Raw genomic sequence first — 17,906 nt, 5'->3', positions numbered from 1 at the left:
TATTTACCACCTCGGAACTGTAATGTTTATTTGAAGTCCTTTTTTAGCTTCGGATACTATATGTATTTCTCCACCAATTGATTGAAGCCTTCCTTTTATACCGGAAAGCCCCATATGCTGCTTAGGAGAGTAGGGAGTGTCTATATTAAAACCTTTGCCGTTGTCTCGGTAGTCTAGGAAAATACAGTTATTCTCTTCCCATAAAAAAATCGATACGATGGTTGCCTCGGAATGTTTATCTGCGTTTGTTAGTAGTTCTTGAATGATACGATATAAAGATAGAATTTTGTCAAAATCGTAATGATGTTCTTGAATTGATTCATGATCAAATTGAATTTGAAACTGTACACGCAATTGTGTTTGGGCTAGCAATTCTCTTAATGCACCAATTAAACCAGCATCTGATAAAAGTGATGGACGCAATTCATTACATGTGTCGCGAATTTGTTGTATTACATCGTGCATACCGAAATGGATTTTTTTTAGTTCATTTTTTAATTCTAGTGGAACGGATTTGTTTTTTAATAAAGAGTCTAGTTTGCGGTACCATACAATTTGATCTTGTAATGCAGAGTCGTGTAAATCTGAAGCAAGTCGGCGCCTTTCTTGTTCAGAAATTTGAAAGAGTAGGCGTGATAAGCTTGCAGAATTTGTTTTGGATTCTAAACTCTCCTGCTCTAGAGAATGAATAATTTCATTAATGGTATACAAGTTTTCGTAAATAAGACGGACGTATGTCGTGACAGTGATGAACCATGATTTTTCATGCGTATTATATTTAATATTATTCACTTTTGTTCCAATCCAGATGTAGTGTTTTATATGTTTAGTAGAGTATAAGTAAATACCGATGCATCCATCATCCTCTAATAAATCATTAATTAGTAATGCTGCCATACTCCATTTTTTCTTTTTAGAAAGTGTGAAATCTTTCGTTTGTCCATATCCGTTGCATTGTGTATATGTGTTTTCTTTCATATCATATTGAACAAATTGAATAAAAGAAGGTTTCAACATTGAAACGATTTCATTAGTGAATTTTTTCTCTAACTCTTCTGTTTTCATAATAGATGATAGCTGTGCGGTAAACTGTTCAATGTTTACGTATAAGTTTGTTTTAGTCCGAAAGAGGTGATTACGAAATGTAAAATCTAATCTTTCTTTTAATATGAGAAATAGAATATTTAACGGAAAAATAATAATAAAACTTTGCAGCAGTCGAGAGAGAAAATTGTCTTTGTAATAAATGCTCCAGCTCGTAATGATTGCAATTAATAGAGTTGGGATTAATGACAGAAATGCGTAATACCGTAAACGATCAAATACAAAATCTATATCAAAAATCTGCTTCGTCGCTACTAAATAAAAATAACCGATTGGAAGAGCGATTAGGAACATAGCTCCAATATCTGCTGAGAGAATCGGTGTTCTGAATATTGCATCTGGAAGAGCATAGAGTGTAACGAACGGAAAGAAGGCAATGGAATGAATCGTGAGCATTAATTTTAAAAATGGTTTATGTACTGTACTGTGATATTTGATATAGGCACGGATTAAAAAATATATACAAAAGATAATATTTATTGAAAGGTAAATTAGTTCTAATCCATCGGTATTAACTATTGGAAATGGAATGAACATCGTTAAAATAGAGAATGATAGTAAAATAATGCCAATTCCAATATCGATTTTTAGAAATCTCATAGAAATGACGTATAGTTGCTTTTTCTTGAATAATTCATTCAACAATAAAATGAGAGACATAGGTGTACCTTGAAATACAATACTTAAAATAATGAGAGCGATAAAATCACCTTTACCAGATTCAACTGCGATTAGAAGACTTGAGGAAGTCATGAATAGAAACGTGATCAAAAAGAATGTTTCCCGGTTCAAAGGCTTCTTTGTATAAAGAAAAATAGATAACCCTAAACAAATAAAAGCGAGTAGGAAGGGAAAGTATACAGAAATAATTTTGTCACGAGAATCAATAAAATGTTGTGTTCCTTTATAAGTTTGGGTGATATCGTCTTTTTTAATTTGTATTTCAGATGCATTTAGTGATTGGTTTTGATATCCAGGAAGTATTCCTAAATGAGGCTTTTCTTTATTTATCGAATAGATTATATCTCCTTCTTTTAAGTCCGTCTGAAAAGCCCAACCGGAGGATTTAATTTTTGCTATTGTGTATGTAGTTGAGTCTGTTTTAGAAATAAGAACTCCACTATATGGTTGGTTTATTTTATATAAGATATAGCCTTGTAAACAAAAATACAGGATAGTTACACATAAAATGAAAACGAAGTTACGTTGTATCTGCAACGGTTTAGACACCTCTCTTTGTAGGTATATCGTTTAATTTCTGAATATTTTTATAATAACATTTAAGAAGTTTTCATACAATCAATGTCATCTGTTGAAATTGCGGTGAACCACATAAGAGTGGTTCGCCTTTTTTACGGTAAATACAGTACGGATTGCGGACAATAGCATCAGAAAGAAGTCTATGATAAAGATACAACTTAACAAGTCAATGAAGGAGGAAATAGTTATGAAAAAGTTTTTGTTGATGGTAGGCGGGATTGTATTAGGAATGGCGGTTATTTATTTCGTAAAAAGCTAAAAGGAGCTGTTATGGATGGCATTTGAAATTCAAGGATTAAATAAAACATTTGGTGAATATAAAGCCGTTAATGATTTAAATATACGTGTAGAAGAAGGTGGAATTTTAGGGATGCTGGGCCGAAATGGTGCTGGTAAGACGACAACGATTCGTATGATCTTAGATTTAATCAAACCGGATAGCGGCCAAATTCTATGGAATAATCGCCCTTTTTCAAAGAAAGACCTATCTATTGGCTATTTACCAGAAGAGCGTGGATTATACCCGAAAATGAATGTAGTGGAGCAATTGGTGTATTTCGGCAAGTTAGAAGGAATGCCAGCTAATCTTGCAAAAAGGCATGCGTTACAGTGGCTAGAAAAATTAGAAATGACACCACATTTAAAGAAGAAAACAGAGGAATTGTCAAAGGGAAATCAACAAAAAATTCAATTGATTTCAGCGATATTGCATAATCCGGAATTCATCATACTAGATGAACCATTTAGTGGATTGGATCCTGTAAATGCAGAGATGTTAAAAAATGTTGTGCTCGAGTTAATCGCGCAAAGAAAAACGATTATCTTCTGTAGTCATCAAATGGACAGTGTAGAAACGTTCTGTGAGGAAATTTGTATTATGAAAAATGGTCAACTTGTATTATCGGGTGCCTTGTCAGATATTAAGAAAAGTTATCAATACAAATATATGACGTTGCAAACTGAAGGGGATATTGAACCTATTCTTAAGAAGAAAAATTTCAATTTTGAAAAAGTTAATCGTACGTTCATGATTAAAGTTAATGATGGAGAGGATGCATTTTCGCTGCTTGAAGACATTAAAACTAAACAATATATCCGAGATGTTTCTATTAAAGAACCTTCTTTACATCAAATCTTTGTTGAAAAGGCGGGTGCATAAGTAATGAGGAATTTCTGGATTGTTTTAGGGCAAACGTATTGGGATCGTGTGAGGACGAAAATATTTATTGGGATGACATTGTTATTAATAGGGGGAGGGATATTCTTATTCTCCTTTCCAACTTTAGTACAAAAGTTTTCTGGAGAGAAAGAAAAAGCAAAAGTTGTATTTATTTCCGAAGCACCTAATGTTACTTTGGATCAATCTAATCTTAGTAAAGCTCTTCCAGAATGGGATTGGTCTTTAGGTGATAAAACAAAATTAAATCAATATAAGCAAGATTTGTTAGATAAGAAAGTCGAAGCGCTCTTTATATTAAAAGAGGGTGCGGGTGCTGAACCAGTATTAGATTACTTTATGAAGGTGGATAATCCTAAGTTGATTCAAAGTGCGCAGGTATTTGTACAAAATCAGTATTTTCAAAGTGCGGTAGTTAAACAACAGTTATCAGAAGAGACTGTGAAATCACTGACGATGAACGTGCAAGCGAAAAAGCAAAACTTAAATAACGAAGAAACAAGCTCATTCTTACTGGTGTATTTATTAGTAGCGATTATGTACTTAGCAATTACTTCGTATGGAAATGCGATTGCTACAGCGGTAGCGTCAGAGAAGGCGTCGCGTGTTATGGAAGTGATGGTAACGAAGGTGTCGCCTGTTCACATGGTCTTTGGGAAGATATTAGGAGTCGGTCTTGCTAGTTTGACACAGTTATTTATTTTCTTCCTTAGTATGGCGCTATATATTAAATCTGGAATTTTCAAGGTATCGGATTCGTTTTTTGGAGTGAATATTGATGTAAATATGATTACAGGTGAGCATGCTGCATATTTCTTGTTATATTTTGTTCTCGGTTACTTCGTTTATGCGGCACTTTTCGCAGTGTTTGGTTCTATGGTAAGCAGGCCAGAAGAATTATCCGGAACAACGATGCCGATTACTCTTATATTGATGGGAAGCTTAGTGGTGGAGTTATTAGTAGTACTTGATAACCCTGAAGGGCTAGTATCAAGGGTGACATCATATGTTCCGTTTACAGCTCCAATTAGTATGGTAGTTAGGATTATTAATGGATCCGTTGGGAGTTTAGAAATTATTACATCTATGGTTGTATTACTGGCTAGCATTAGCTTAATTGCTATGTTTGCAGCGAAGGTCTATCCGAAAGGTGTATTAAGAAGTGGTAAGAGCCTTAAATTCATTCAATTGTTAAAAAATAATTAATTGCAGGGGGAATAAATTATGGGATTTTTTTCGAAAAGAAAACAAAAAATGATGGATAGTAATAACGAGAGAAGCGTGAAAAAAATAGTTGAGTTGTCTGTGGAAGAGATGAGAGGAATTCAAGGAGCGTCTAGTGAATCGAACGATTATCTCTATGATTCCTATGTAATTAGGAATCAAAGTTCCTTAGCTTTAAATAAGAGGTTTCTTTCTTAATTAGGAATCGAAAAAGAGTAGTTAGGCATAGTGAAGTGTCACTATACCTAAACTGCTCTTTTTATTTTGGAATTGAACAGAGATAAATTTAATGTTGTTATATATAAAATTAAGGGTTACTATTAGTATGTGGTAATAAAAAATTGAGTTTATTATTTTCTTTCAATATTATTCAAATTTAGGTTGTAAGTTGTAAATCTCATTAATACATATAAATTAATAATATTTTGGAATGGGTGTCTGTGATAGCATTCTCCTTTTACCAAACTTATTGTACAATAGAAACAAGGGGGAGATTAGTTTGAAGGCAAGTCTTTTACAAGAACAAAGCTTACGTTTGGCAATGACACAAGAGTTAAGGCAAGCGATTACAATGCTCCAGTATAATGTACAAGAATTATCGGAGTTTTTGTATGAGCAATCGTTAGAGAATCCCCTTATTGAGTTAGGTGGTTTTGAGAGGGAGAAGAAAAAGAGCTCTAACAACAGTAAAAGTACCAGCAAACAAGTCGAGAATCAGATGGAGATCTACAGTGTGGATTCTACAACGATTCAGCAACATTTATTAAATCAAATACAGTATTATAAAATAGATGAAGAAGAGCGAAAAGTAGCTTCTTTCATTATTATGAACATGGATGGAAATGGATATTTACAAGAAACGAATGAAGAGTTAGCAGAGCTCCTTTCTGCGCATATTCATGTAGTCGACCGCTCTGTAGAGCTTGTCCAATCACTGGAACCAGCAGGGGTAGGGGCGCGTAATATTCAGGAATGTTTAACCTTGCAATTGAAGCGCTTACAAAGACGGAATGGATTAGCAGAAGAGGTTGTAGAAGATCATTTCGCTTATTTTGTGAAGAAAGATTGGCGAAAGCTCGTTCAAGTGTTGAAATGTAGTAATGAGGAATTACAGAGTGCGGTAAATTGTATAACGTCATTACAACCAAAACCAGGTCTTGCGTTTTCTTCAGATAAACCACTTTATATTGTGCCTGATATGGCGGTGAAAAAAGATGGCGATCGCCTCGTTTTACAAATGAATGAGAGAAATATGCCGAGAATTGAAATTCATTCTGAATATAGTGCGCTTCTTAATAATAGTGAAAGTGAAGTAGCATCTTACGTATCAGAAAAGTATCAGCATGTGCAGTGGATTATGCGCAGTTTGAAGCAGAGAAAACAGACGCTGCTGCAAGTGATGAATATTATTATGGAAAAACAACGTGATTTCTTCTGGAAAGGTCCAGAGTATTTAAGACCTCTCGCTTTAAAAGAGGTAGCGGAAGAGTTAAGTGTGCATGAATCAACAATTAGTCGTGCGACGCGAAATAAATATGTGCAAACACCACACGGTTTATTTGAGATGAAATCGTTCTTTAGCAATGCCGTTTCGACGACTGAAGATGAAGCAGTTTCTACAAAACGTGTAAAACAATTTATTCAAACGCTAATTGGGGCAGAGGATAAGAAAAAGCCACTTTCAGATCAAAAGATTTCAAAATTATTAGAAGAAGAGCATGAAATTGTTATTTCTCGAAGAACAGTGGCGAAGTATAGAGAACAAATGCACATCCCAGCTTCGTCATTACGAAAAACGATCGGATAGGTGAAGAAGATGAAAGTTGTACTGTATACTAAAAAAGATTGTGGCCTTTGCGTGAAGGCGAAACAAGTTTTACAGGAAGTACAATGTGAATATTCTTTTCAAATCGAGGAAATAGATATATATGAAGATAATGACCTTTTAGAAAAATATCACTTAATGATTCCGGTTGTAGAAATGGACGGAAAACAAGTAGAATATGGTAACATTCACAAAGGTGTCATAATAAACTATATAAAGAATGCAGTTAAGAGTTGAATAAGTTTCTATCTCCTGTTACAATAATACACGTAGCAGGGATTATTTTTTTAACCTATGTGGGACACAAAATGTCACTACGGGACGTAAAGTGACCACTAAGGAAAAATGAACCAATGTAGTGAGGAGAAAAGATATGCGCTCATGGATTCAGAACACAAAAAAATTATTACCTGATCTGCTACCTGTTATGCAAACGAGAATGCAAATTCTTCAATACATTAGGCTCATGCAGCCGATTGGAAGAAGAAACTTATCAGCAAGCCTCGGTATGACAGAACGAGTATTGCGAAGTGAAGTTCAAGTTTTGAAAGAACAAAACTTAGTTCACGTCGCTTCTTCTGGAATGACTTTGACAGAAGAAGGAACAGCTTTAGTTCTTGCTTTGGAAGACTTTATGAAAGAAATTTCCGGGTTAAAGGTTTTAGAAAAGCAACTTAAGGAAACATTAGACTTGGATGAAGTTTTCGTTGTCCCTGGTGATAGTGATGAATCACCTTGGGTCAAACTGGAGATGGGCCGTGCTTGTGTGACTTGTATAAAAGACCGTCTGACAGCGAATAATATCGTTGCTGTGGCTGGAGGAACTACGCTAGCTGCTGCTGCGGACATGATGCAACTTGATTGCAAAGATTTACATATGCTATTTGTCCCAGCACGTGGTGGAATTGGAGAAGGTGTTGAATTAGAAGCCAATACCATTTGTGCCAAGATGGCGCAAAATACGATGAGTAATTATCGCTTATTGTATGTTCCAGACCATGTTAGTAGCGAAGCATATGCGTCTATTGTGACAGAGCCTTCCGTGAAAGAAGTTCTTGAGTTGATTCGATCTTCCAATATCGTCATTCATGGAATAGGTGATGCGTTAACAATGGCACGTCGCAGAAGTACTTCAGAAGCAGATTGGTTAAAGATTCAGGCAAGCGAAGCAGTTGGCGAAGCTTTCGGTTACTACTTTAATGAAGAAGGAAATGTTGTTCATAAAGTAAGAACAGTTGGTATGCAACTTGAGGATTTACAAAATGTATCTCACGTTGTTGCAGTCGCTGGAGGTTCTTCAAAGGCAAAAGCAATACAGGCTGTAATAAAGCAAGGGCACACTTCAATTCTAATTACAGATGAAGGTGCAGCAAAACAATTAACAAAGGGTTTTACCCTTTAATATAATCCCCCAAGGAGGAAATTCAAATGACTAAAATTGGTATTAATGGATTTGGACGTATCGGACGTAACGTATTCCGCGCAGCTCTTAACAACTCTGAGGTAGAAGTAGTAGCAATCAACGACTTAACAGATGCTAAAACATTAGCTCACCTTTTAAAATATGACACAGTTCACGGAACTTTAAATGCAGAAGTATCTGCTAACGAAAACAGCATCGTTGTTAACGGTAAAGAAATTAAAGTTATCGCTGAGCGTGACCCAGCTCAATTACCATGGAGCGACTACGGAGTAGAAGTAGTAGTAGAATCTACTGGCCGTTTCACTAAAAAATCAGACGCTGAAAAACACTTAGGTGGATCAGTTAAGAAAGTTATCATCTCAGCTCCAGCTTCTGACGAAGATATCACTGTAGTTATGGGTGTTAACCATGAACAATACGATGCAGCTAACCACAACGTAGTATCTAACGCTTCTTGTACTACAAACTGTCTAGCTCCATTCGCTAAAGTATTAAACGAAAAATTCGGCGTAAAACGCGGAATGATGACAACAATTCACTCTTACACTAACGACCAACAAATCTTAGACTTACCACACAAAGATTTACGTCGTGCTCGTGCAGCAGCTGAAAACATGATCCCAACATCTACTGGTGCAGCTAAAGCTGTAGCATTAGTATTACCAGAACTTAAAGGTAAATTAAACGGTGGCGCTGTACGTGTTCCAACTGCTAACGTTTCTCTTGTTGACTTAGTTGTTGAACTTGACAAAGAAGTAACAGTTGAAGATGTAAACGCAGCATTCAAAGCAGCAGCTGAAGGCGAATTAAAAGGTATCCTTGGATACAGCGAAGAGCCATTAGTATCTATCGACTATAACGGATGTACAGCTTCTTCTACAATCGATGCATTATCTACAATGGTAATGGAAGGTAACATGGTTAAAGTACTTTCTTGGTACGATAACGAAACTGGTTACTCTAACCGCGTAGTAGACTTAGCAGCTTACATGACTTCAAAAGGTCTTTAATTCTTAATTATATAAGTTATCAATGACAAAACGAGGGAGAGGGTTTGTTCCCTCTCTCTCTTCTTTCGTTTTAAAAGCAAATGTGTTAAGCTTTTGAATGGGTTTTGTCAATCCTAACTAGTAGTCGGAGGGAAATCCAATGAACAAAAAATCAATTCGTGACGTAGATTTAAAAGGTAAGCGTGTATTTTGCCGCGTTGATTTCAACGTACCTATGAAAGAAGGCAAAATTACAGATGAAACTCGTATCCGTGCAGCTCTTCCTACAATTCAATATTTAGTAGAGCAAGGTGCGAAAGTTATTTTAGCAAGCCACTTAGGCCGTCCAAAAGGTCAAGCAGTAGAAGAATTACGTCTTACTCCAGTAGCAGCACGTTTAGGCGAGCTTCTTGGTAAAGATGTTAAAAAAGCGGACGAAGCATTCGGACCAGTTGCACAAGAAATGGTTGCAGCAATGAACGAAGGCGACGTATTAGTTCTTGAAAACGTACGTTTCTATGCGGGCGAAGAAAAGAACGATGCAGAACTTGCGAAAGAATTTGCAGCACTTGCTGACATCTTCGTAAACGATGCATTCGGTGCAGCTCACCGTGCTCATGCTTCTACAGCAGGTATCGCAGACTACCTACCAGCAGTATCTGGTCTATTAATGGAAAAAGAGTTAGATGTACTTGGTAAAGCACTTTCTAACCCAGAACGTCCATTTACAGCTATCATCGGTGGTGCGAAAGTAAAAGATAAAATCGGTGTAATTCGTCATCTATTAGACAAAGTAGATAACTTAATCATCGGTGGCGGACTTGCTTACACATTCGTTAAAGCTTTAGGTCATGAAATTGGTCTATCTCTATGTGAAGACGACAAGATTGAACTAGCTAAAGAATTTATGCAACTTGCAAAAGAAAAAGGCGTAAACTTCTACATGCCAGTTGATGTTGTAATCACTGAGGAATTCTCTGAAACTGCAACAACTAAAATTGTTGGTATCGACTCTATCCCTTCTAACTGGGAAGGCGTGGACATCGGTCCTAAAACACGTGAAATTTATGCAGATGTAATTAAAAATTCTAAGCTTGTTGTATGGAATGGACCAATGGGTGTATTCGAAATGACTCCATTCGCAGAAGGTACAAAAGCAGTAGGACAAGCATTAGCAGATGCAGAAGATACATACTCTGTTATCGGCGGTGGTGACTCTGCAGCAGCTGTTGAAAAATTCGGTATGGCTGATAAAATGAGCCACATTTCTACTGGCGGCGGTGCGTCATTAGAATTCATGGAAGGTAAAGAGCTTCCAGGTGTAGTTTGTCTTAACGACAAATAAGTAGCAGCCAAAGAAAAAGGACGGTGCAAAGCATGCGTAAACCAATTATCGCAGGTAACTGGAAAATGAATAAAACTCTATCTGAAGCAGTTAGCTTCGTAGAGGAAGTTAAAGGTCAAATCCCAGCAGCTTCAGCTGTTGATGCAGTAGTTTGCTCTCCAGCTCTATTCTTAGAGCGCCTTGTAGCAGCAACTGAAGGAACTGACTTACAAGTAGGTGCACAAAACATGCACTTCGAAAAAAATGGTGCATTCACTGGCGAAATTAGCCCAGTAGCACTTAGCGACTTAAAAGTAGGCTACGTAGTACTTGGCCACTCTGAGCGTCGTGAAATGTTTGCTGAAACAGACGAATCAGTAAACAAAAAGACTATCGCAGCATTTGAACATGGTTTAACACCAATCGTATGTTGTGGTGAGACTTTAGAAGAGCGCGAAAGCGGAAAAACATTTGATCTAGTAGCAGGTCAAGTGACAAAAGCACTTGCAGGTTTAACAGAAGAGCAAGTTAAAGCAACTGTTATCGCTTATGAGCCAATCTGGGCTATCGGTACAGGTAAATCTTCTTCTTCTGCAGATGCAAACGAAGTATGTGCGCACATCCGTAAAGTTGTTGCAGAAGCTGTTTCTCCAGAAGCTGCAGAAGCTGTTCGTATCCAATACGGCGGTAGCGTAAAACCAGAAAACATTAAAGAGTATATGGCACAATCTGACATCGACGGCGCTTTAGTTGGCGGTGCTAGCTTAGAGCCTGCTTCGTTCTTAGGTCTTCTGGGGGCGGTAAAATGAGAAAGCCAACAGCTTTAATCATTCTTGACGGTTTCGGACTTCGTGAAGAAACTTACGGGAATGCTGTAGCACAAGCTAAGAAACCTAATTTTGATGGTTACTGGAACAAATTCCCTCATACAACGCTTACAGCTTGTGGTGAGGCGGTAGGTCTTCCAGAAGGTCAAATGGGTAACTCTGAGGTTGGTCACTTAAATATCGGTGCTGGCCGCGTAGTATATCAAAGCTTAACACGCGTTAACGTTGCAATTCGTGAAGGTGAGTTCGATAAGAACGAAACTTTCCAAAATGCAATTAAAAGCGTAAAAGAAAAAGGTACTGCACTTCATTTATTCGGTTTACTTTCTGACGGTGGTGTGCACAGTCACATGAACCATATGTTTGCTCTTCTTCGCTTAGCAGCAAAAGAAGGCGTGGAGAAAGTTTATATCCATGCATTCTTAGACGGCCGCGATGTTGGACCACAAACAGCAAAAGGTTATATCGATGCAACGAATGAAGTAATTAAAGAAACAGGAGTAGGACAATTCGCGACTATCTCTGGTCGTTATTACTCTATGGACCGTGACAAGCGTTGGGATCGCGTAGAAAAATGTTACAGTGCTATGGTGAATGGTGAAGGCCCTACTTATAAATCAGCAGAAGAGTGTGTAGAAGACTCTTATGCGAACGGTATCTATGATGAATTCGTATTGCCGTCTGTAATTGTTAACGAAGATAACACGCCAGTTGCAACAATCAATGATGATGATGCAGTTATCTTCTATAACTTCCGTCCAGACCGTGCAATTCAAATTGCTCGTGTATTTACAAACGAAGACTTCCGTGAGTTCGATCGTGGTGAAAAAGTACCTCACATTCCAGAATTCGTATGTATGACACACTTCAGTGAAACTGTAGATGGTTACGTGGCATTCAAGCCAATGAACCTTGATAACACTTTAGGTGAAGTTGTTGCGCAAGCGGGATTAAAGCAACTTCGCATCGCGGAAACTGAAAAGTATCCGCACGTTACATTCTTCTTTAGCGGTGGTCGTGAGGCTGAATTCCCAGGAGAAGAGCGTATCTTAATTAACTCACCAAAGGTTGCAACGTATGACTTGAAACCTGAAATGAGCATTTACGAAGTAACGGACGCTTTAGTAAATGAAATCGAAAATGATAAACATGATGTTATCATTCTTAACTTTGCGAACTGTGATATGGTTGGCCATTCTGGGATGATGGAACCAACAATTAAAGCAGTAGAAGCAACTGACGAATGTTTAGGAAAAGTTGTAGAAGCGATTCTTGCAAAAGATGGTGTAGCACTTATTACTGCTGACCATGGTAATGCTGATCAGGAGTTAACTGCTGATGGCGGTCCTATGACAGCTCATACAACTAACCCGGTTCCTTTCATCGTTACAAAAAATGATGTAGAGCTTCGTGAAGGTGGTATTTTAGGAGATATCGCTCCAACAATGCTTACACTTTTAAATGTGGAACAACCGAAAGAAATGACAGGTAAAACAATTATTAAATAATTTGCTTATATAAAAAGGAGAGAATTTATTATGTCAACAATTATTGATGTTTATGCTCGCGAAGTCCTTGACTCTCGTGGTAACCCAACTGTAGAAGTAGAAGTTTACACAGAAAGCGGCGCTTTCGGACGCGCTATCGTACCAAGTGGTGCATCTACTGGTGAGCACGAAGCAGTAGAATTACGTGACGGTGACAAATCTCGTTATCTTGGTAAAGGTGTTGTTAACGCAGTAAACAACGTTAACGAAATTATCGCTCCAGAAATCGCTGGTTTCGATGTAACTGACCAAGCTGGTATCGACCGTGCTATGATCGAATTAGATGGCACTCCAAACAAAGGTAAACTAGGCGCTAACGCTATCCTTGGTGTATCTATGGCAGTAGCTCACGCAGCGGCTGACTTCGTAGGTCTTCCATTATACCGTTACCTTGGTGGATTCAATGCAAAACAATTACCAACTCCAATGATGAACATCATCAACGGTGGTTCTCACGCTGATAACAACGTTGACTTCCAAGAGTTCATGATCTTACCAGTTGGTGCTCCAACATTCAAAGAATCAATCCGTATGGGTGCTGAAGTATTCCATGCACTTAAAGCTGTATTACATGACAAAGGTCTTAACACTGCAGTAGGTGACGAAGGTGGATTCGCTCCAAACCTTGGTTCTAACCGTGAAGCTCTAGAAGTAATCATCGAAGCTATCGAAAAAGCTGGTTACAAAGCTGGCGAGAACGTATTCTTAGGAATGGACGTTGCTTCTTCTGAGTTCTACAACAAAGAAACTGGTAAATATGACCTTGCAGGCGAAGGCCGTACTGGCTTAACTTCTGCAGAAATGGTTGATTTCTACGAAGAGCTTTGCAAAGACTTCCCAATCATCTCTATCGAAGATGGTTTAGACGAAAACGACTGGGATGGTCACAAATTATTAACTGAGCGTATCGGTGATAAAGTACAATTAGTTGGTGACGATTTATTCGTAACTAACACTCAAAAACTTGCTGAAGGTATCGAAAAAGGTATCTCTAACTCAATCTTAATTAAAGTTAACCAAATCGGTACTTTAACTGAGACTTTCGAAGCTATCGAAATGGCTAAACGTGCTGGTTACACAGCAGTTGTATCTCACCGTTCTGGTGAAACTGAAGATGCTACAATCGCTGACATCGCAGTTGCAACTAACGCTGGCCAAATCAAAACTGGTTCTATGAGCCGTACTGACCGTATTGCTAAGTACAACCAATTATTACGCATCGAAGACGAACTAGGCGAAATCGCTGTTTACGATGGTATCAAATCTTTCTATAACATCAAACGATAATTGTAGAAAATAAACGACAGACCGTGAGAAATCACGGTCTGTTTTTTTATGTTAAAATTGTTCACCTGTCATAAGTGACATGAAATGTTTGAAGAAGCGGTTATAATCAAAATCAATTGCTATTTGATGACTCGGCCAATCAATAAATGGTTTAGGTTCTCCTAAAGAGCGAAATTCTCCAATGCTTGCCCCCTGTGCATAAGATTCTGTCATGACAACGATAGGTGATTTGTGATAGGTAAACATAGAGTTATCAAGTAAAGCGAGTATTGGCATTGTGTCATGGAAGGGACTGCCCTTTAAATGTGGTAGGGCGTCTTTATAATATCCGTAGTAATAATGATCGAATAACGGTTTGACAAGTGGGGCTTTTCCTTTTGCCTCAATGTATTCGGCCATTTCTGGTGTAATGATGGAATATTGGGTGACGTTTAATGGGTATATGTACATGTTAGCTGCGGATTGAAGGACTATATTAGCTGCAGTAGGATCGCCATAAAAGTTTGCTTCGGAAATAGGGGTAACATTACCAGGATGTAAAAAGGCACCGCCCATTACGTAGTAAGATTTAACTTGCTCCATTAATTGTTTACATACGATAAATAAAATTGCTAGGGAGGTAAGTCTTCCTAAGCTCACAATAATTAATTCATCTTTATACTGTTCAATAAGAGGAATAACTTCAAAAAAATTCTCCATTTCTTCGTTAGTTACATTCACCTTTGGAATAATTGGCCCGAGCCCTTGTTTCCCGTGTACATCTGTAAAAAAAGCAGGAGGAGCACCAGTAATTGGACGTTCTGATCCACCAAAGATTTTGATATTTCTACCCTTTACTTCGCTTGTAAGAAAATGAGCATTTTCTACGGCCATTTTTTTTGGAACATTGCCGTAATCAGCAACGATACCGACGATTTCTATTTCATTGATAAAGAATGCTAAGAGGAGAGCCATCGTATCATCAATCCCAGGATCACAAAAAATGAGAACTTTTTTGGGCATATGTTCACCACCTATCTTGTTTATCCCGTACAAACCCGCTTGGTGAGGAATGATCAATGGGGATGAGGAAACCCTCAATGATTAAAGTTTCACTTTATATATATGTAAGTTTAAGGATAAAAAGATTATTTTATTGAAATAACAGTCTTGTAAATTCAGAAAATAAAAACTTTTTATATTAGGTCAAGGTTTTTGACGTAATTTTCGTTTGAAAATGTAGTCATATCAAGGTTGTAAGCGTATAACATAGGCTGTTTTTGCTGTCAAGTTGATAAATTGCAGCTTTTTACAATTTATACTATGATAAAGATATTAACAGAAGATCGTATAAACATGAGGGATGATGAACATGAAATTTACAAAGATTCTTGTCCAAATTGCTGCTCTTTACGTGTTTTATATGGTTGGAACTTGGGTGCAAGAAATGTTAAACATTCCAATTCCAGGAAGTTTGATTGGGATGTTCCTCTTACTTGTTTTACTTAGCCTAAAAGTTCTTCCAGTGAAATGGTTCGATTTAGGAGCAGAAACACTCGTTGCTATTATGCCGTTTTTATTAATTCCGCCAACGCTTGGCCTAATGAATTACGGTGCTTTTTTTATGAGTAAAGGAATTTCTCTTTTCATTACAGTTGTAGCGAGTACATTTTTAATTATTATTGTCGCAGGACATACAGGACAATATCTTGCGAATAGGAAGGAAAGAGAGTCGCGATGAGCCAAATATTAATCGGAATCGGTTGGGTTCTTTTTACGGTGCTATTATATCAATTATCTAAAAAAATCTATAAATTATTTCCAACACCATTCACCATTCCAATGCTTGTAGCAACAGGATTAATGGCTTTCCTATTTATCGTGCTTGATATACCATATCAACATTATATGGAAAGTGGTGGTGGCTGGATTGCAAAGCTACTTGGACCCGGTGTTGTAGCATTTGCAATTCCTCTTTATAAACAACGTCATGTTCTGCAAAAATATGTTGTACCGATTGCTGGCGGGGTATTAGTAGGTACAACAGTCGCAATTGCTAGTGATTTTGCTATTGCTTCACTTATGGGAACAGATAAAAGCTTAATCTTATCGTCTTTACCAAAATCGGTAACAATGCCAGTTGCGATGAGCGTTTCTGAACAAGTTGGTGGTGTACCTTCCTTAACAGCAGCTTTCGTTGTTATCGCAGGTATTACTGGAACAATTACAGGACCTCTCTTATTAAAATGGAGCCGTGTTACAAACTCAGTTGGTAAAGGTATCGGATTTGGATGTGCTTCTCATATTATGGGTGTTATGAGAGCAATGAAAAATAACGAGCATGAAGGTGTTATTGGATCGGTAACAATGACATTAACAGCAATTTTGACATGTTTACTTGGACCGTTATTTGCAATGATGTTTATGTAATAGAAGAAAAGCGAGGGCAACTCTATAGCTCTCGCTTTTCTATAGGATTTATGCTACAGTTACAATAACTGAATCTTTGTAGGAGGTACGCCAAGTGCATACGTTATTATCCGTTTTACTTATTACTGTATCGATTTTAATGATTGTTATGGTACTTATGCAGTCTAGTAATAGCTCAGGCCTTTCAGGTGCAATTTCAGGCGGTGCAGAGCAATTATTTGGTAAGCAAAAAGCACGTGGAATTGAAGCAGTATTAAACCGTATTACAATTGTTTTAGCTGTATTGTTCTTTGTATTAACAATTGCTGTTACGTACTTAAACTTATAGAATTGAAAGAAGAAGCGTTAGTAAGATGTACTAATGGTTCTTCTTTTTTGTTTTGCCATTTGAAAGATGTTTCTAATTAGATTATAGAAATGTAAATATGGTACACTAGATATAGAAAGAATACGACTAGATTACAGAAGAGAAAGAGGAGAAGTACATGATGAAATTAGCATCTCCGAAACCATTTACATTTGAGGGTGGAGACCGCGCTGTTTTATTACTACATGGATTCACAGGGAACTCAGCTGATGTACGTATGTTAGGGCGTTTCTTAGAAAAGAAAGGCTATACTTGTCATGCGCCAATTTATAAAGGGCACGGTGTACCACCAGAAGAGCTTGTTCATACAGGCCCTACAGATTGGTGGCAAGATGTAACGGAGGCATATCAGCTTTTAAAAGATAAAGGTTTTGAGAAAATTGCTGTTGTTGGATTGTCACTTGGCGGCGTATTTTCTTTAAAATTAGGTTATACAGTACCGGTTTTAGGTGTAGTACCAATGTGTGCACCGATGTATATTAAGAGCGAAGAAACGATGTACCAAGGTATATTGGCATATGCCCGCGAATATAAAAAACGTGAGCAAAAATCACCAGAACAAATTGAACAAGAAATGTTGGAATTCCAAAAGACACCGATGAATACATTAAAAGCATTACAACAATTAATTGCTGACGTACGTAACAATGTGGATATGATTTATGCACCAACATTTGTTGTACAAGCACGTCATGACGAAATGATTAATACAGATAGTGCTAACATTATTTATAACGGTGTAGAATCTACGTTAAAAGACATTAAATGGTATGAAGACTCTACGCATGTCATTACACTTGATAAACAACGTGACGAGCTACATGAGGATGTATATAACTTCTTGGAGCAACTAGATTGGTAAGATCTAGTTGCCTCTTTTTTTCATAAGGAATTTTTTGTGAAAACTGTAAAAATCATAAGGGGAGTATTGAAGTTTCGCTTTATCCCGCATTAACGGGCAGTAAGCCTCCCACCTTAAAATTCAGCGAAAGCAAAGAAGTTAGGTAGGGATCAACTGCCCGTAAAGGCCCGATTGGTTCAACTAATAATCAGTGGGGGGATGAACAAACCCCCACTGATTAAAGTTTCACTTTATACATCCCCTATCTTTCGGATACACTAAATAATATAAGGTTTTAAAGG

17 protein-coding genes are annotated in these 17,906 nt (G+C 37.4%); 15 read left to right on the top strand and 2 right to left on the bottom strand.

The window, feature by feature from the left end:
* Window positions 1–3: 3 nt before the first annotated feature.
* Window positions 4–2,322, bottom strand: a complete 2,319-nt coding sequence (locus IBT51_RS13925; RefSeq protein WP_200458460.1) for a sensor histidine kinase — start codon at window positions 2,320–2,322, stop codon at window positions 4–6.
* A gap of 316 nt (window positions 2,323–2,638) precedes the next feature.
* On the opposite strand from IBT51_RS13925, the gene IBT51_RS13920 reads away from it, so the two are divergent.
* The 11 genes from IBT51_RS13920 (at window position 2,639) to eno (ending at window position 13,987) form a co-directional block, all read left to right on the top strand.
* Entirely contained in the window at window positions 2,639–3,523 is an 885-nt protein-coding gene (locus IBT51_RS13920) for an ABC transporter ATP-binding protein (RefSeq protein ID WP_000863493.1), read from the top strand.
* 3 nt (window positions 3,524–3,526) lie between these two features.
* Window positions 3,527–4,747, top strand: a complete 1,221-nt coding sequence (locus tag IBT51_RS13915) for an ABC transporter permease (protein ID WP_200458461.1) — start codon at window positions 3,527–3,529, stop codon at window positions 4,745–4,747.
* Between the two features lie 18 nt (window positions 4,748–4,765).
* Window positions 4,766–4,963, top strand: coding sequence for a hypothetical protein (locus IBT51_RS13910; protein WP_000505575.1), 198 nt, complete (start codon window positions 4,766–4,768; stop codon window positions 4,961–4,963).
* Window positions 4,964–5,264: 301 nt separating this feature from the next.
* Window positions 5,265–6,572 carry an RNA polymerase factor sigma-54 gene (gene rpoN / locus IBT51_RS13905; protein WP_000647953.1) on the top strand — a complete coding sequence of 436 codons (1,308 nt, stop codon included), beginning with the start codon at window positions 5,265–5,267 and terminating at the stop codon, window positions 6,570–6,572.
* Between the two features lie 9 nt (window positions 6,573–6,581).
* Window positions 6,582–6,827, top strand: coding sequence for a glutaredoxin family protein (locus IBT51_RS13900; protein ID WP_000869730.1), 246 nt, complete (start codon window positions 6,582–6,584; stop codon window positions 6,825–6,827).
* A 136-nt stretch (window positions 6,828–6,963) separates the two neighbouring features.
* Window positions 6,964–7,992, top strand: coding sequence for a gapA transcriptional regulator CggR (gene cggR, locus IBT51_RS13895; RefSeq protein WP_001258185.1), 1,029 nt, complete (start codon window positions 6,964–6,966; stop codon window positions 7,990–7,992).
* 26 nt (window positions 7,993–8,018) lie between these two features.
* Complete coding sequence (gap, locus tag IBT51_RS13890) at window positions 8,019–9,023, top strand: type I glyceraldehyde-3-phosphate dehydrogenase (protein ID WP_000161234.1); 1,005 nt, start codon at window positions 8,019–8,021, stop codon at window positions 9,021–9,023.
* Between the two features lie 139 nt (window positions 9,024–9,162).
* Window positions 9,163–10,347: a phosphoglycerate kinase gene (locus IBT51_RS13885; protein WP_001036331.1), complete on the top strand. Its 1,185-nt coding sequence runs from the start codon at window positions 9,163–9,165 to the stop codon at window positions 10,345–10,347.
* Between the two features lie 32 nt (window positions 10,348–10,379).
* Window positions 10,380–11,135, top strand: coding sequence for a triose-phosphate isomerase (tpiA, locus tag IBT51_RS13880; RefSeq protein WP_001231038.1), 756 nt, complete (start codon window positions 10,380–10,382; stop codon window positions 11,133–11,135).
* Window positions 11,132–12,661: a 2,3-bisphosphoglycerate-independent phosphoglycerate mutase gene (gene gpmI / locus IBT51_RS13875; protein ID WP_001231158.1), complete on the top strand. Its 1,530-nt coding sequence runs from the start codon at window positions 11,132–11,134 to the stop codon at window positions 12,659–12,661. The genes tpiA and gpmI overlap by 4 nt, the downstream gene beginning before the upstream one ends.
* A gap of 30 nt (window positions 12,662–12,691) precedes the next feature.
* Entirely contained in the window at window positions 12,692–13,987 is a 1,296-nt protein-coding gene (gene eno / locus IBT51_RS13870) for a phosphopyruvate hydratase (protein WP_000103951.1), read from the top strand.
* Window positions 13,988–14,038: 51 nt separating this feature from the next.
* On the opposite strand, the gene IBT51_RS13865 is transcribed toward eno, so the two are convergent.
* Window positions 14,039–14,989 carry a nucleoside hydrolase gene (locus IBT51_RS13865; RefSeq protein WP_001125071.1) on the bottom strand — a complete coding sequence of 317 codons (951 nt, stop codon included), beginning with the start codon at window positions 14,987–14,989 and terminating at the stop codon, window positions 14,039–14,041.
* Between the two features lie 349 nt (window positions 14,990–15,338).
* On the opposite strand from IBT51_RS13865, the gene IBT51_RS13860 reads away from it, so the two are divergent.
* The 4 genes from IBT51_RS13860 (at window position 15,339) to estA (ending at window position 17,625) form a co-directional block, all read left to right on the top strand.
* A complete protein-coding gene (locus IBT51_RS13860; protein ID WP_000673222.1) occupies window positions 15,339–15,707 on the top strand; it encodes a CidA/LrgA family holin-like protein in 369 nt (122 codons plus the stop codon).
* Window positions 15,704–16,396, top strand: coding sequence for an LrgB family protein (locus tag IBT51_RS13855; RefSeq protein ID WP_000078304.1), 693 nt, complete (start codon window positions 15,704–15,706; stop codon window positions 16,394–16,396). The genes IBT51_RS13860 and IBT51_RS13855 overlap by 4 nt, the downstream gene beginning before the upstream one ends.
* 94 nt (window positions 16,397–16,490) lie before the next feature.
* Complete coding sequence (gene secG / locus IBT51_RS13850) at window positions 16,491–16,724, top strand: preprotein translocase subunit SecG (protein WP_000557266.1); 234 nt, start codon at window positions 16,491–16,493, stop codon at window positions 16,722–16,724.
* 160 nt (window positions 16,725–16,884) lie between these two features.
* Window positions 16,885–17,625: a carboxylesterase gene (gene estA, locus IBT51_RS13845; protein ID WP_000761986.1), complete on the top strand. Its 741-nt coding sequence runs from the start codon at window positions 16,885–16,887 to the stop codon at window positions 17,623–17,625.
* Window positions 17,626–17,906: the final 281 nt, after the last annotated feature.

This window comes from Bacillus sp. S71, assembly GCF_016625265.1.
Classification (GTDB): domain Bacteria; phylum Bacillota; class Bacilli; order Bacillales; family Bacillaceae_G; genus Bacillus_A; species Bacillus_A cereus.
This window is presented reverse-complemented; position numbering and strand designations above follow the sequence as displayed.

Bases quoted from the DNA above. Each gene is read 5' to 3' on its own strand.
- IBT51_RS13920 (WP_000863493.1), top strand. From the start codon at position 2,639: ATGGCATTTGAAATTCAAGGATTAAATAAAACATTTGGTGAATATAAA.
- IBT51_RS13915 (WP_200458461.1), top strand. From the start codon at position 3,527: ATGAGGAATTTCTGGATTGTTTTAGGGCAAACGTATTGGGATCGTGTG.
- IBT51_RS13910 (WP_000505575.1), top strand. From the start codon at position 4,766: ATGGGATTTTTTTCGAAAAGAAAACAAAAAATGATGGATAGTAATAAC.
- IBT51_RS13900 (WP_000869730.1), top strand. From the start codon at position 6,582: ATGAAAGTTGTACTGTATACTAAAAAAGATTGTGGCCTTTGCGTGAAG.
- cggR (WP_001258185.1), top strand. From the start codon at position 6,964: ATGCGCTCATGGATTCAGAACACAAAAAAATTATTACCTGATCTGCTA.
- gap (WP_000161234.1), top strand. From the start codon at position 8,019: ATGACTAAAATTGGTATTAATGGATTTGGACGTATCGGACGTAACGTA.
- IBT51_RS13885 (WP_001036331.1), top strand. From the start codon at position 9,163: ATGAACAAAAAATCAATTCGTGACGTAGATTTAAAAGGTAAGCGTGTA.
- tpiA (WP_001231038.1), top strand. From the start codon at position 10,380: ATGCGTAAACCAATTATCGCAGGTAACTGGAAAATGAATAAAACTCTA.
- gpmI (WP_001231158.1), top strand. From the start codon at position 11,132: ATGAGAAAGCCAACAGCTTTAATCATTCTTGACGGTTTCGGACTTCGT.
- eno (WP_000103951.1), top strand. From the start codon at position 12,692: ATGTCAACAATTATTGATGTTTATGCTCGCGAAGTCCTTGACTCTCGT.
- IBT51_RS13865 (WP_001125071.1), bottom strand. From the start codon at position 14,989: ATGCCCAAAAAAGTTCTCATTTTTTGTGATCCTGGGATTGATGATACG.
- IBT51_RS13860 (WP_000673222.1), top strand. From the start codon at position 15,339: ATGAAATTTACAAAGATTCTTGTCCAAATTGCTGCTCTTTACGTGTTT.
- IBT51_RS13855 (WP_000078304.1), top strand. From the start codon at position 15,704: ATGAGCCAAATATTAATCGGAATCGGTTGGGTTCTTTTTACGGTGCTA.
- estA (WP_000761986.1), top strand. From the start codon at position 16,885: ATGAAATTAGCATCTCCGAAACCATTTACATTTGAGGGTGGAGACCGC.